General features: G+C 52.9%; 12 protein-coding genes and 1 tRNA gene. 8 read left to right on the forward strand and 5 right to left on the reverse strand.

The genetic code is table 11. The annotated features are described in order from the left end of the window. Window positions 1-72 precede the first annotated feature (72 nt). On the forward strand, window positions 73-702 hold the full coding sequence (locus tag VHE34_RS18925) for an endonuclease III (protein WP_325590479.1): 630 nt from the start codon (window positions 73-75) through the stop codon (window positions 700-702). A gap of 31 nt (window positions 703-733) precedes the next feature. Then, window positions 734-1363, forward strand: a complete 630-nt coding sequence (locus VHE34_RS18930) for a Crp/Fnr family transcriptional regulator (protein ID WP_325590481.1) — start codon at window positions 734-736, stop codon at window positions 1361-1363. Window positions 1364-1365: 2 nt separating this feature from the next. On the opposite strand, the gene VHE34_RS18935 is transcribed toward VHE34_RS18930, so the two are convergent. From VHE34_RS18935 to VHE34_RS18945, 3 genes are all read right to left on the reverse strand, one after another. Next, the gene (locus VHE34_RS18935) at window positions 1366-2715 is read right to left on the reverse strand and encodes an FAD-binding oxidoreductase (RefSeq protein WP_325590483.1); all 1350 of its coding nucleotides are present in this window, start codon (window positions 2713-2715) and stop codon (window positions 1366-1368) included. Between the two features lie 70 nt (window positions 2716-2785). Beyond that, window positions 2786-4309 carry a RagB/SusD family nutrient uptake outer membrane protein gene (locus VHE34_RS18940; RefSeq protein WP_325590485.1) on the reverse strand — a complete coding sequence of 508 codons (1524 nt, stop codon included), beginning with the start codon at window positions 4307-4309 and terminating at the stop codon, window positions 2786-2788. A 12-nt stretch (window positions 4310-4321) separates the two neighbouring features. Next, window positions 4322-7396: a TonB-dependent receptor gene (locus VHE34_RS18945; RefSeq protein WP_325590487.1), complete on the reverse strand. Its 3075-nt coding sequence runs from the start codon at window positions 7394-7396 to the stop codon at window positions 4322-4324. 124 nt (window positions 7397-7520) lie between these two features. On the opposite strand from VHE34_RS18945, the gene VHE34_RS18950 reads away from it, so the two are divergent. The 6 genes from VHE34_RS18950 (at window position 7521) to VHE34_RS18975 (ending at window position 12739) form a co-directional block, all read left to right on the forward strand. Beyond that, entirely contained in the window at window positions 7521-9020 is a 1500-nt protein-coding gene (locus VHE34_RS18950) for a DUF6056 family protein (protein ID WP_325590489.1), read from the forward strand. A gap of 128 nt (window positions 9021-9148) precedes the next feature. Next, window positions 9149-9991 (forward strand): outer membrane beta-barrel protein, encoded by an 843-nt coding sequence (locus VHE34_RS18955; protein ID WP_325590491.1) that lies wholly within the window; start codon window positions 9149-9151, stop codon window positions 9989-9991. Window positions 9992-10147: 156 nt separating this feature from the next. Continuing rightward, on the forward strand, window positions 10148-11338 hold the full coding sequence (gene hflX / locus VHE34_RS18960) for a GTPase HflX (RefSeq protein ID WP_325590493.1): 1191 nt from the start codon (window positions 10148-10150) through the stop codon (window positions 11336-11338). Between the two features lie 5 nt (window positions 11339-11343). Then, a complete protein-coding gene (locus VHE34_RS18965) occupies window positions 11344-11700 on the forward strand; it encodes a Rieske (2Fe-2S) protein (RefSeq protein WP_325590495.1) in 357 nt (118 codons plus the stop codon). Between the two features lie 143 nt (window positions 11701-11843). Further along, a tRNA-Asn gene (locus VHE34_RS18970) sits at window positions 11844-11917 on the forward strand. A gap of 84 nt (window positions 11918-12001) precedes the next feature. Continuing rightward, a complete protein-coding gene (locus VHE34_RS18975) occupies window positions 12002-12739 on the forward strand; it encodes a TIGR02391 family protein (RefSeq protein WP_325590497.1) in 738 nt (245 codons plus the stop codon). Window positions 12740-12758: 19 nt separating this feature from the next. Here VHE34_RS18975 and VHE34_RS18980 read toward each other — a convergent pair whose 3' ends face one another. Both VHE34_RS18980 and VHE34_RS18985 read right to left on the reverse strand, forming a co-directional pair. Continuing rightward, window positions 12759-13391, reverse strand: a complete 633-nt coding sequence (locus VHE34_RS18980; RefSeq protein ID WP_325590499.1) for a hypothetical protein — start codon at window positions 13389-13391, stop codon at window positions 12759-12761. Between the two features lie 274 nt (window positions 13392-13665). After that, window positions 13666-14208, reverse strand: coding sequence for a hypothetical protein (locus VHE34_RS18985; RefSeq protein WP_325590501.1), 543 nt, complete (start codon window positions 14206-14208; stop codon window positions 13666-13668). Window positions 14209-14225: the final 17 nt, after the last annotated feature.

Raw genomic sequence — 14225 nt, forward strand, 5'->3', positions numbered from 1 at the left:
GGGTCGCTGGATCGTGCCCAGCAGGGCCCACTACTTTAACTCCCCGAAAACCGGGGAGTTTTTTGTTCGACCATGCGAAATAGAACCAACTGGCCGGAGGCCATGCGCCCGTTGCTCAAAAAGTATCAGGGCAAAAAACATCCGCTGGAATTTGAGAATCTCTACCAGTTGATCGTCGTCGTCGTACTATCTGCCCGCTCGACCGATGCCTATATTAATTCCATCGCGCCGAAACTGTTTGCCGTCTTCCCCAACATGGAGTCCCTTGCGGCCGTTCAGCCCGAAGCGCTGTTCCCTTATCTTGCCGGCATCACCAATTTTGCCAACAAGGCGAAATGGCTGACGGCCATCGCCGCACGGGTAAAGACCGACAAGCAAATCCCGCTTTCTCTGGAAAAGCTGATCGAGCTACCCGGCATCGGCCGTAAGTCGGCGAACGTTATCCTGCGGGGAGCAGGAAAAAAGCCCGAAGGGGTGATCGTGGACGTCCATGTCCTCCGGGTGGCTCCCAGGCTGGGGATCGTCAAAGAGATGGACGCCGGCCCTATGGAAGAGCGCCTTATGAAGGTTCTCCCGCCGGACGAATGGGAAGCGGGGATGGCGATGTCCTTCCTTGGAAGAGAGATTTGCATGCCCAAGCCAAAATGTGACTCCTGCCTGATGAACAAGGTCTGCCTCTATTACTCGCGGCTGAAGAAATAGTTTATATTTGTTTCCACCTAAGCCTCTAAACATGAATCGACCTGAACCACAAGGGTCGGGAAAGGATGTTGCGCCTGTCCCGGATATCTCTCCCTTACTCGCCGTGCTGAACTATTTCCATCCTGTTACGCCTGAGATGGAAGCCTACCTGAAAAAACATGTTACCTCGATGTCCGTCAGAAAACGCAAGCTCCTTTTGAAGGAAGGCAATTTCAGCGACCATGTCTATTTTATCGTGAAGGGAGCCGTTCGCGGATTTACAAGGGAGGGTCAAAAGGACATCACTACCTGGATCGTCGTCGAGAACGAGCTTGTGTCTTCGATCCTCAGCCTCAACCAGCGAATCCCCTCTATCGAAAATATCCAGGTACTGGAAAACACGGAGCTGCTTGTTATCCGTAACGATGATCTGCAGCAATTGTACGAGCTGATCCCGGCCTTCAACCATGTCGCCCGGAAGCTTCTGCAGCATTACTATGCAGACGCCGAAAGACGCGCCTTCATCGCCCGGCTAACCAAGGCGGAGAACAAATACCGGCATTTCCTGCTTCATCATGAACCGCTGGCAAATCGGATCCCGCTGAAGTATATCGCTTCCTATCTGGGGATGACGCTGGAAACCCTGAGCCGGGTTAGAAAGAAATTCTCATCAAAAACATAGCACTACGCAATTTCGAGCCCCAGCCGGCGGGAGATATTCGACGTGAACCGGTTGCCGGGATCGTATTTGCGCTTGATGGCCATCCATTGTTCGTACTGGGGATACATGGCCTTGAAAGTGCTTTCATGGAGCAGGGCGTCCTTTCCAAGATAAAGCCTGCCGCCCGCCGACAGCACTTTGGCGTCCAGCTTTGGCGTGAAGGAAAGAAGGTTCTTCGTCACCGGGAAATCGATCGCCAGGGTATAGCCTTTGAATGGGAAGGACAGGATTCCCTGACCCTCACCCATTCTCTTAAAAACATTCAGGAAGGGAGTGCAGCCACTGGCGGCGATCATCTCGAGTATCTCCGTGAGGTTTTTCTTGCCGTTGTCTTCGGGGATGACGAATTGATACTGGATAAAGCCCCGTTTCCCATAGCCCCGGTTCCAGTTGTTGATCGCATCGAGCGGGAAGAAGAATTTCTCATAATGCACAAATTCCTTGGGGGAGTTCTGCACAAAGGCGATGACCTTGTTGAGCATCCGCACCGTGAGCCCGTTCAGCACAAAGGAGGGCAGGAAGAACGGCACCGTCAGCCTACTCGTTGCATGGAGCTTGAGCGGATTGCTCTTTAGGTTCTCCGGCAGTTCGCTCAGTTTAGCCGCATTACCCAGGGTAAGGACCCCGCCGCCCAGCTTCGGGCCCTTGGCCAGCGCGTCGATCCAGGCTACGGAGTAGTTATAGTCATGATCGTATTGCTCCAGGGCTTCGAGCATGTGATCGAGGTTCTTTATCTTGATGGATTTCTGCTTGAAATAGGTGGTCTCTACGCGGCGAAGCTTGAGCCGGGCGGTGAGGATCACGCCCAGCAGCCCGAGTCCGCCGAAATTCGCCCAGAACAGATCGGCATTCTCCGTGCGCGATGCCTCCGCGATGGTCCCATCGGCCAGCAGGATGGTAAAGGACAACACACAGTTGACGAACGATCCGTCGATGTGATGCGCCTTCCCGTGAATATCGTTGGCAATAGCGCCTCCGATGGTGACGAATTTGGTGCCCGGACAGATCATCGGCAGCCACCCTTTCGGCCCGAAGGTCAAAATAATCTCTTCGAGGCTCACTCCGGCCTCACATTCCAGTATCCCTTCCTGCTCATTCCACTTTAAGAAATGATTGAGCTTGGTGCAAACGGCGACGAACTGATCCTCGTTCACGGCTTGATCTCCATAACTCCTGCCCAGGCCGCGGGCGATGACCCTTCCTTTGTTCAGGTCGCCCCTCGCATCTTCTTCATTGCGCGGATTGACGGTGTATGATTCAGCGACAGGGTAGTTACCCCAACCGGCTAACTTATGTTTCTGGGCGGATTCCATGAAAAACGATTTTAAGAGACCGGATGCCATCCGGAATCCGCCGTGAAATTAGCTATAGTTGGCGAGTTTATCAATACCCGGGTGTCTGGGTAAAAGCCGGATTGTTATAGGTCCGGGCAAGATCCATCTCCGCCTGTGGCACCGGCCACAACGTGTCCCGGAGTGGAAAGGTCCGGAAGGCGCCGCTGGGGTCTTTTATCGTCGGGATGATCACGCGGTCCAGCCGCCATCTTTTCAGATCGAAATACCGCTGTCCTTCCAGCGCCAGCTCGATCCGCCGCTCATGACGGATGCGGATTCGCATCGAGTCCTGCGAGATCCCGCCCGGCAGCGGCGGCATATTGACACCGGCTCGGGCACGCACGGCGTTCACGGCGCTGTAGACGTCCGGCGAGGGACCGCCCGCCTCATTCTGCGCCTCCGCATACATGAGCAACACATCGGCATAACGCAGGTAGACCCAGTCCTGGTCGCTCTGGGTCCCGATGACCGTGGCCCGGGTCGAATCGACGCCTTTCTTGTTCAGAAAACCCGCCGAGGCGCCCAGCTGCGCGGGTACAAATGGAATACCGCCTTTGTACAGCACGCCCGGTGTAAGTATCGTCGCCAAAAGCCGCGGATCGCGATTGTTGTACGGCGTGGCTGCCTTGTACAGTGGTGACGAACTGATTGGCAGCCCATCGGTGCATTCATAGTCGTTCACCAAATAGCTGACAGGCTGAAAGCTTGAGCTATACGTATAGAGATAGTCGGCCGGGCTATAGGCATTAGGGATCTGGTAGCGGCCCGAGAACATGATCTCAGGATTGTTGTTCTGACCCGGCTTCAGGAAAAGCCCGCGATAGCCGCCGGTATACAGGCTGAACTTGCCTTCGGTCATGATCGTCTGCGCCGCTGCGGCCGCATCGGACCATCGCTGGAGCGTCAGGTCCAACTTGACAAGATAGCCCAGGGCCGTGCCCCGCACCACATGACCGGTATAGGCGGTGTTCGGCAGGTTGGCGGCAGCGAAATTGAGATCGGCGAAGATCGAGTCGATGACGACTGCCTTCGGCGTACGCGGCAGCTTATAGCTCGCGGAATCTTTTCCCAGTGGACGCAGCGACAACACCACGTCTCCATACAGCTGTTCGAGCAGGAAATAGTAATAGCCGCGGATGAACCTAGCCTCACCGATGTACCGGTTGAGGGTGGTTTGATCCAGCGGGATCCTCGTAATATTGGCAAGGAAGACATTGCAGTCCTGGATCGCCTTGTAAGGGGTATTGTAGGCGTCCGACTGGATGGTCCCGGTCGTCGGCTCGATATCTCCGGTAGCCATGGTCCCAAAGGCGCCGCTGTAGGCATTGTCGGTCATGGTCTCCCAGTAGGGGGTACCCGAACCCCAACCCTGGCCGGTGTTGGTGCTGCTGGTGTAATTGTATCCCTGGATCAGGTAACTGTAGATCGAGGTCAATGCCTGGTCGGCATCGGCCTGGGTCTTCCAGAAATTGGCCGAAGAAAGCTGGTCGGGGGGATTCTTGTCGAGAAAGCTCTTGCTGCAACTGCCAAGAAGGACGGCGAAGGATAGGAAAAGTATGAATGAAAGTTTCATGATTCGTTTGTTTTAAAACACGGCTTTTACACCAAAGGAGAAGACCTGGTTCTGCGGATGGACGACAAAGCGGACATTTCCGTTACCCACCGCACGTTCGGGATCGAGACCGGGGAATTTGGTAAAGGTGACCAGGTTGTCGCCTGCGAGATAAATGCGCAGGCTGCTCATAGCCACATGCTTCGCCATCGACGCCGGCAGCGTATACCCGAGTTGCACGTTCTTGATGCGCAGGAAGGAGGCGTCCTTTAGATAAAAGGTCGACGCGGTGCCGATATTGCTGCTGGCATTGCCCTGGCCGGTGATATAGATCAGCGGGGTCGTCGTGCTGTGATTCTGCGGCGTCCAGGCATTGAGATAGCTTTTCGGGGGCGGCGATCCCTGGTTGAAGGGTTGGATGCCCCAGCCGCCTGCATATTGCTTCTGGCCGTAGGAGCCATAGAAGAAGATCGTGAGGTCGAAGTATTTATACGATGCGCTCGTGTTGAAGGAATATTCAAACTTCGGGAAGACCCCCGATACGATCATCCGGTCATTCGCGTTGATCGTGTCGTTTCCGTCGATGTCCCGAAACCTCAGATAACCGGGCTGGGGACTGTAAGGCTGAACGGGCGCCTTGGCGATCTCGTCGGCCGATTGGAAGATGCCGGCGTATTGATACATGTAAAAGCTGCCGAAAGGATAGCCTTCGATATTGATCGTATTATTGGTCGTGATCTGCGGCGCGCCGAATTTCACGAGCGTATTCCGGTTCACCTGGATATTGCCGCCGACCGAATAGCGAACGGGTCCGATCTTGTCGGAATATTGGGCCGAGGCTTCGAAACCCCTGTTCCGCATCCTCCCGTTGTTGATCGTTGGCGAGGCGAGCCCGATATACCCGGGGATCGCCGGCTTATAGAGGATATCATAGGTCAGCTTGTTGTACCAGTCGAAGGTCAGATTGAGCTTGTTGGACACCGTGATATCCGCGCCGACATCGATGATGCGCGTCGTCTCCCATTTGATCTTCGGATCGGCAAGGGCGTTCTGCGCGACGCCGGAGTTCAGATTGCTGCCGGAGAACGGGTAGGCATAGGAGGTATTCGTGTTATACGCGTTGGCGCTGGTGTACACATCCTGGTAGGGATAGTTGGAGATGTTTTGGTTCCCGAGCTTTCCCCAACTTCCGCGAACCTTAAGATTGGTGAGCCAGTTGACTTCTTCGAGGAACTTCTCTTTGGAGAGCACCCAGCCGGCCGAAACGGAGGGAAACAGCCCCCAGCGGTTACCGGGCGGAAAACGGGAAGACGCGTCATAACGGGCATTGGCTTCGAGGAGATATCGCTCCTTGTAGTCGTAGTTCAATCGGCCGTAATACGAGCGTAAAGACCATTCCGCCGAAGTGCCCGAGGCCAGCTGCGAGCCGGCGGGCCCGGCATTCAATTCCCGGGTGATATTGTTGGAGAAGGGGGTGTTACGCGATCCCACGAGGGATTGGCTCCTGTTGTATTCCGCCTGCGTGCCCGCGAGCACCTTCAGGTTGTGTTCGCGGATGCTGTGGATGTAGGTTAGCTGCGTATAGCCCACGGGGTAGATGGTGTTGTTATCGGTCTCGGTCAGCCCCTGGCCGTTGACGTCGAGCGTCCGCTCGGGCAGATCTTTCGGCCCGGCGAACCAGTTGTATTGATTGATCACCGGCTTGAAGTCATAGATATTCTCATACTCGAAATTGAACCCGCCGCTGGTTTTCCATTCAAGGCCTTTGAAGAGGCGGACGTTCAGGAACAGGCTGCTTTGCACAAAATAGTCCTTGTCTTTTACGAGGGCGTTCTGTGCGATGGCGACGGGGTTCTTGTTGGGCGTCTGTACGTTCGGGAAAACGGAGTTGACATAGCGGCCGCTTCCGTCCGGGAGGATCGGGCCATACATCGGAGATTGGGACAAGGTGGACAGGAACTGGTCCTGACTGCCGCGTGACGCATAGAGGCGTTTGCCGTAATTCAACGTGAGGCTTGAGCCAAAGGTTATGGCGTCGGTGATCTTCGAGTTGAGATTGAACTGCAGATTGTATTTTTTAAAGGAGAAACCGAGCATGATATCCGGCTGGTCGACATATCCGAGACCTATATTGTAGGTTGTCCCATTACGGCCGCCGGTGAATCCCAGGTGGTGGGTCTGCGTGGTCACGGTCCGCATGATCTCATGCAGCCAGTTATAGTCGGGATAGAGATGCCTGTCGCGGCTGGGGTTGCTGTAGAGATCGATCTGGGCCTGGGTGAATTTATTGGGATACCCCGAATGATTGGCGGCGGAATCCCAAAGGACCATATACTGGGCGGAGTTATAGACCAGGTTGTCGGGTAGGGCCGACGGACGGGTAAGCCCGATATTGTAATCATAGCTTAGCTGCATCTTCCCGCTGGTGCCCTGTTTGGTCGTCACGAGGATGACCCCGTTGGCGGCCCGCGTCCCATAGATGGCCGCGGAGGCTGCATCCTTTAGCAGGGTAACCGACTCGATATTCTGCGGGTCCAGCGACGAGAGGCTGCCGGGGAGTCCGTCCACGATGATCAGCGGGTTGCTGCCGGCCGAGCTGTTGGTGCCGAGACCCCTGATCCGTAGAACGAGCCCTTCATTGCCCGCCTCGCCCGAACCCTGGGTTACCGAGAGACCCGACAGCTTGCCCTGCAGCAGCTGCATGGGATCTGTGGCGATCCGCTTGTTCATTTCGGTACCCGTGACTGCGACGACGGCCCCAGTGAGGTCTGCGCGCTTTTGTGTGCCATATCCGACGACAACGACGTCATTGAGCTCTGCGGCTTTTTGATGGAGGACGATGAGGAGGGTGGTGCGGCCAGCGATCTTTTCCTCGTCAGCAGCGTATCCTACGATTGTGACGATGATCGTGCCCTGTGGAGGCGCCTCGATTGAGAATTCTCCTTCGGGGTTAGTGACGGCGCTGGCCTTAACACCTTTTACGGTCACCGTGGCGCCGGGGAGCGGTTCGCCTTTATCGTTCCGCACCCTGCCATGCACCGCGACGGTTTGGGCATGGACGAAAAGATGAAACAGGAGGAGAAGGAAAAGGATTCTTTTCTTTTTCATATAGCAGCAATTGATTGCCGGCAAGTACGGAATATTTCGAAGTGGCAAATTCCGCGGGATTGTCAAAATATTACCTCCGTTTGGCGTAAATGCTTATTTTTAGCGGTAGGACATTCTCTGACCGATGACAAATTCGACAGCGGTAAAAAGACGGCTAATAGTATTGTTTTGGCTCACGGTCGCCATATGCCTGCTGCCGTTTGTTCTGCTTGCCTTCCTCAATGACATGGCCGCGGATGATTTCCTGTATTGCAGCCTATTCCGGCAATCCGGTTTTTTCGGCGGTCAGCAATTGATCTATTTGAATTGGACTGGCCGGTTTACAACAAGCTTTCTCAACGCAACGTTTGCAACCCCCGGACTTCTGGCGCATTTTTACTGGCTCCCCTGTCTCCTGTTATTTGCAGGCACAGCTTGGGCGACCTTCTTTCTGGTAAGGACCTTCTACTCCGTACTGCCGGATAAGCCCAGAGGGGGGGTCGGATCGCAGATGGCGGCGGTAAGCTGTATCCTGTTCATTCTTCTTCTTTATGTTCAGGCCGATATTGCCACTGGATTTTATTGGTTCAGTAGCGCCATTGTCTACCAGTCATCGATGATCCTGTTCCTGCTGATAACGGCGATGTTGCTCAAACGGTTTGCCCGGGCCGGCACCGCACCGGGCCATGATGCGTTGCTTTTGCTGCTTATACTGTTGATCGAGGGCTGCAATGAGATGTCGGCCGTACTCCTCCCGTTCTTGCTTGCCGCCGTCATCGGCGGCTACGGCTATATTCATCGCCGGATCCCAGCCTATCTGTGGCTGTATCTGGGCATGGCAATCCTAACCGGCCTTATTCTTGCACTCACATCGGGTGTCCTCCGTGTCCGGTCCGCGATGATGAACACCCATAGCTCGTATCTCACCATTGTAGCGGCGACCGGCTATCAATTTGTCTATGTGCTTTTTTCGGTTTTTAAGGAACCTCTGTTCTGGCTCTCCGGAATTGCTGCGTATCTTGCCGGAGAACGGCTCTCAGGATATGGAAAGGACACGGGGTGGCTTGCGGCATTCCAGGAAAGACCCCTATTTTTGAAGGGAGTGATCGTGCTCTGTTTGCTGATCGGTCTGAGCCTTGCAACGATATTGATAGGGTCACGGGGCTCCCTGCCACCGCGGGCGCTAAACAATCTGACCGGTCTATTCGCCATTGGGCTGTTGATCCTTTCCGTGCTGGCGGGTATCCGCAAAGGCGGCCGGAGGCCGGTTGGCGAAGGCCTCAAACCGGCACCGACGGCGCTGTCCGTGATGATAGTCCTTCTTTTGTTGGCCAGTACGAGCTACCGGGATGCCTGGAAGACCGTCCTTTCCGGATATTTTCGCCATGCCGTATTGCAGGATCGCGCGCGGCAGTTGAGTCATGCCGGTGAGCGCCATCAACGAGTTGTCACCGTCCGTTCCTATCCCGAAGCAATTGAGGACAAGATCCGTGAAAAGTTCCCGCTCGGCCTCCCTGAAACCCTACATTCGCAAATACTTGAAAAACCTCCGTTGATGTACCCTTATGATGGAACCGCGGCGCAAAACCTTAAGGTCTATTGCCAGTACTACGGCATCGACTCGATAATTGTCGGGGGCCATTAGCAAAAAAATAATATCTTGCGGGCGATTAAAAATCAGGCCGGAAGGGGGTTCTTTAACCTTTTATTAACCCCAAGGAGGATACATTTGTCAACCAAAGAGCCTGATAGAAATCACCCACAAGTGAAATTATGAAGAAGTATTTCGTAACTGCGATGGTTTTGTTAGCCACCACAACTGCTGTTTTTGCCCAGAAAAAGCATAAGAATCCTCCTCCACAACCTGCAACTACGACTGACTCCGCAAAGCTTGTTAACAAGGCCTTACAGAATGCGGCCGCCAATACTTCCACCGAGCCTGCCAAGCCAAAGAAGGTCTGGGATCTCAGCAAACGGTCGGCGGACCATTTCATGTTCGAATTGGGTTACGACAACTGGGCCGGCAAGCCGGATAGTGCGAGTATCAAAGGCTTCAACCATAGTCTTAACTTCTATTTCATGATGGACTTCCCCTTCAAGACCGACCAGCGCCTGAGTATGGGCGTAGGTATTGGCCTTGGAAGCAGCCAAATCTACTTTGATAAGACCTATCCGCAGATAGCCGCATTTAATAATACGACGCTGGCCTTCGCCACCACGGTAATTGGGGGTGGGGGGACGGATGCGGACCATTACAAGCGGTTCAAACTGGTCACCAACTATATTGACATTCCCGTCGAATTACGGTTTGCCCTCGATCCCGCGCATATGGACAAGAGCTGGAAGTTTGCCGTCGGCACAAAGATCGGTTTCCTCATTGCGGCCTATACGAAGGCCGTCGATCCGGAAGATGTCTCGGGCCATACGCTCGCCAGCGTCGTCGAAAAGGAATCCTCCAAACAATTCTTCAGCAGCTTCAAGTTTGCCCCTACGATTCGGGTCAGCAAGGGCGTTATCGGCATCTTCGGTCAGTTCCAGGCGAACAGCCTGCTGAAGTCCGGTGCGGGGAATTCGGTGTTTCCCTTTTCCGGAGGCATAGTCCTGAGCGGGCTGTAAAAAAAGCCTATAATCTCTTTAATCCTTCGGGCTATGCCCTGAGGATCCCCGGCAAAGCAACCTTTGCCGGAAATAATGAAAGCCGCCGCCGCCTACTTTTCCCTCAAGGCGGCGGTTTTTTTATTTTACCTTTGCCGTCCTAATCGCAACAGAAATTTGATAGATAAGAAAAACAGTATTCAAAAGGCGGAAAGAGCGGTGCTGGTCGGTTTGGTACACAAGACGCAGACGGAAGAGCAGTCCCAGGAATACCTGGATGAGCTGGCCTTCCTGGCGGAAACGGCCGGCGCGGTCACATTGAAGCATTTTACCCAGAAGCTGCTTCACCCTGATAGCAAGACCTTTGTGGGAAAAGGGAAGCTCGAAGAGATAAAGGATTATGTCAGCACCAAAGACGTGCAGGTAGTGATCTTTGACGACGAGCTCTCCGGCTCGCAGATCTCCAATATTGAAAAGATCCTGGATGTCAAGACGATCGATCGCTCCGACTTGATCCTCGATATCTTTGCCAGCCGGGCTAAGACGGCCCAGGCCAAGTTGCAGGTCGAGCTCGCTCAGTATCAATATCTTCTGCCAAGACTGCGGGGGATGTGGAAGCACCTGGAACGTCTCGGTGGCGGTATCGGGACCCGGGGTCCGGGGGAAACGGAGATCGAGACCGACCGCCGGATCGTAAAAGACAAGATCGCGCTGCTCCGTCGCCGGCTGCAGGAGATCGATAAACAGGCCTTTACCCAGCGCAAGGACCGCGGGGAGTTCATCCGGGTCGCGCTGGTCGGTTATACCAATGTCGGCAAATCGACCATCATGAACCTCCTGAGCAAGAGCGAGGTCTTCGCCGAGAACAAGCTCTTCGCAACACTGGACACCACCACGCGAAAGGTCGTCTTCGAGAACACCCCATTTTTGCTGAGCGATACGGTCGGATTTATCCGCAAGCTGCCCCATCACCTGGTGGAGAGCTTCAAAAGCACACTCGACGAGGTTCGCGAGGCCGATATACTCCTGCATGTCGTGGATGTCTCGCATCCGGGTTACGAGGAGCAGCTCGGCGTCGTCAATAAGACCCTTCAGGAGCTGAATGCGTTCGATAAACCCATATTGGTCATTTTTAATAAGATCGACCGCTATGAGGCAAACACTTTCGACCCCTGGCTCGAAGAGGGCGTGAAACAGGAGATCATGGGCGAGCTTCGGGAGCGATGGGAGCGGGAGACCAATGGCCACAGCGTCTTTGTCTCCGCTACCGAGCGCCGCAATATCGACGAGCTCCGCCGCACCATCCTCGACAAAGTAAAGGAGCTCTATAAGATCAGGTATCCCTACAAATCCGAACACTTCTATTAATCCGAATGGCTTTCAAGAAATACAAATGGCATAAGATAGCCGCCGCCGCGGCCGATATTCAATGGTCGCGAGGCAATGTCGCCTCCGTCGAGGTCAATGGCAAGACCCTCTGCCTAGGCCGGTTCCAGGATCAATTGTATGGCTTCGCCCATCTGTGTCCCCACGCCGGCGCCCCCCTGGGCGACGGCTACATCGACGGCGCCTGCCGCGTCGTCTGCCCGGTGCATTCCATTCGGTTCAACCTCAAGGATGGCCGCGATGCCAATGGGGATGGATACAAGCTGAAGACTTATCCTGTCGAGATCCGCGAGGACGGGGTCTACATGGGGATCGAGGAAGGGGGATTGTTTAAATGGTTCTGACACGGCGCCCACCACTTCGGCTCGGCGGCCCCGTCGCCCGAAAAAAGCGGATAATTTTTTCTCTATCAGGTTTCTGAACCCGGATTTTTCCCTATTTTTGCAACCCCTTTTGGGGCATCCGGGTTCGGCCCGGAATAGGATAATCCTCCTTAGCTCAGTTGGTTAGAGCATCTGACTGTTAATCAGAGGGTCGCTGGTTCAAGTCCAGCAGGGGGAGCAAGAAGACCAAGCAGTTATGAAGAATTCTTTGTAACTGCTTTTTTTATTTGATACATGATTTGATACATCTTAATTGTAGAAAATGGTCAAATGGAAATATGTCGCGACGCAATTAGCGGAATATTCAAGGGTACCTCTGGGGGGTCATTACACCGATGAGTTTTTGGCCAGGACTTGGGTATCGCTATTCGATTATCCCTCCGGAACATACCATGACCCAAATCTAATGCGTGGCGATCTCGCTATACTTTATGATTTCTTCATGACGATAGCGCAGAGGCAAGGCTTGACAGATTCCGAAAAAGTTAAGCGCATTCTACAATTGCTAAAAAGTATAAATGGCAACTACTCCAGTGAGGCTATTCAGGAGATTCTTGGCGAAGCTGGTTACAAGGAAAAAATAACCCACGGCATTTCGCGCGGCGAGTTAGGACATATAATGAATTTTCATCCCGCAATTCTCGATCATTGTGCATCGTTGTTTAAACGTGGCGAGTATTCTATTTGCATCAACGAAGCTTGTAAAGCGTACAACCAGGCCGTTAAGAAAATGTCGAGCAGTGAGAAAGACGGTCGACAATTGATGCTCTGGGCCTTTAGCGATAAAGGAAATCTAAGGATCAATCCGTACAAAAGCACCAGCGAAAAAGATAAACAGGATGGAATAATGTTTTTGTCCGCAGGGCTAATGGCAGGGTTTCGAAATCCAACGGCGCATGAGACAGCAAAAGATTGGAAGATTACAAAAGAAGAATGTATTGAAGTACTGGCTTTAGCGTCGCTTTTATTCAAAGTTTTAGACGGAACAACCAGATTGTAGCTGGACGTAGTCCTTCAGATTAGTATAAAGCTTTGGGGTGCAGGCCTACATTTGGAAATTCATTGTTCGATACCTTTCGCGGTACAACTTGGTCAGCCGACAATATCGAAACAAACCTGCCAAATTCCGCGATAGATTTCAATAATAAAGAGTGGGTTTGTCCGTAAATGACATTATAATAGCTGTATTTGGTCTCCGTAAACCAAGTCGGATCTACAACCAAGTTCGGAGAATAGATTATAGTGAGGGTAAGGCTGGCTGAGCGAAGGATGAAACGATTGCAAACGTAGCCGAGAAGTGTGTCCGTATTATATTTGATCTCAGTTGTGTAAACTGAATCCTGGGAGGCAAGAAGCCGATCTCCCGGCTGGTAGAAAAGAGTGTCAGTCCAATCATACTTTGAGTATACTTTGTTATCAATACGGCTGAAAAAAAGGTATTGCAGTGTTCCAGAGTCAGGTTTTAAGATCATGTTTCCATCCTTAATGATGCAGATGCTTTTTGTCGCACCCGCTGCCCTGAGGGAGTTCAAATCAAACGAACTATCCTTGCTGAAGCTTTGAAGTCGGTATAAGATTTCACCCTCAAAGTATTTTTGGCTAAAGCAAACCTTTGATACTGGGAAAAACAATAGCAACAGCAAGAATCTCATATGCATTAGCTTTATGTCGGTGAGGTAAATATAACTTTTTGGGGGTAATAAACAAATTTCGAAGGATACCTATGATTGGCGGATATTCAGCTGGAAAATGTGCCGACGATGATCCCCATTCAAGGGCTCAGAGTGGAAGTGGCGTCGGGCCAATCATAGGTATCATTCGAAATGCCAAAGCCGGCCATGAAGCTGGGCTCTGTGCTACTGCTGATCGGCTGCGGCTGCTTATTCGTCAGCTGGCGTTTCGGGCTTTGCCGGCCTTAAGCGCAAGTCAGTGCTCCGATTTCAGCTCTTGGTTTCGGACAGCCGCCTTAAGGGCTTCATCCATTTTTTTCCTACCCGCCGGGCCGATGGTGCTGTCAAGGCGGTCCCAGGCGTCCGAGAAAGTCTCATAATAATATCGCCGATTCGCTATTTCACTTTGTTTTTTCAGATAGGTATTACCCAGATTAAGCAGATATGCAAAAATTATTATTATGATCACCCAAGGGATCAAGCGACCGAAAATGATCTTATAATAGTACCCGGAATTATCCTCCGGGAAGAGTAAATATCGGCGTTGATACACGACGTTCTTTGGCTGGGCCTCAAGGACCTCAATTACCTTCTCGAAGTGCTTTTCCATCAGGCCAGCGATTGGCTGGGTGTCAATAGCTGGCACAACAAGCCGGACCTTCCCGAGCTTGTCGTCAAACCCGTCCACCTTCTTCGCAACCTCCTGTTGTTGAGCAGCTTCCTGCTCCAGTAGCTCGTTCGTTCGCTTCTGCTCTTCCAGTAGCTCATTCATCACCGTGTCCAATACTTTGGGTTCCATGATTGCCTCCTTTTGAG

Source organism: Puia sp., from assembly GCF_035546395.1.
Classification (GTDB): domain Bacteria; phylum Bacteroidota; class Bacteroidia; order Chitinophagales; family Chitinophagaceae; genus Puia.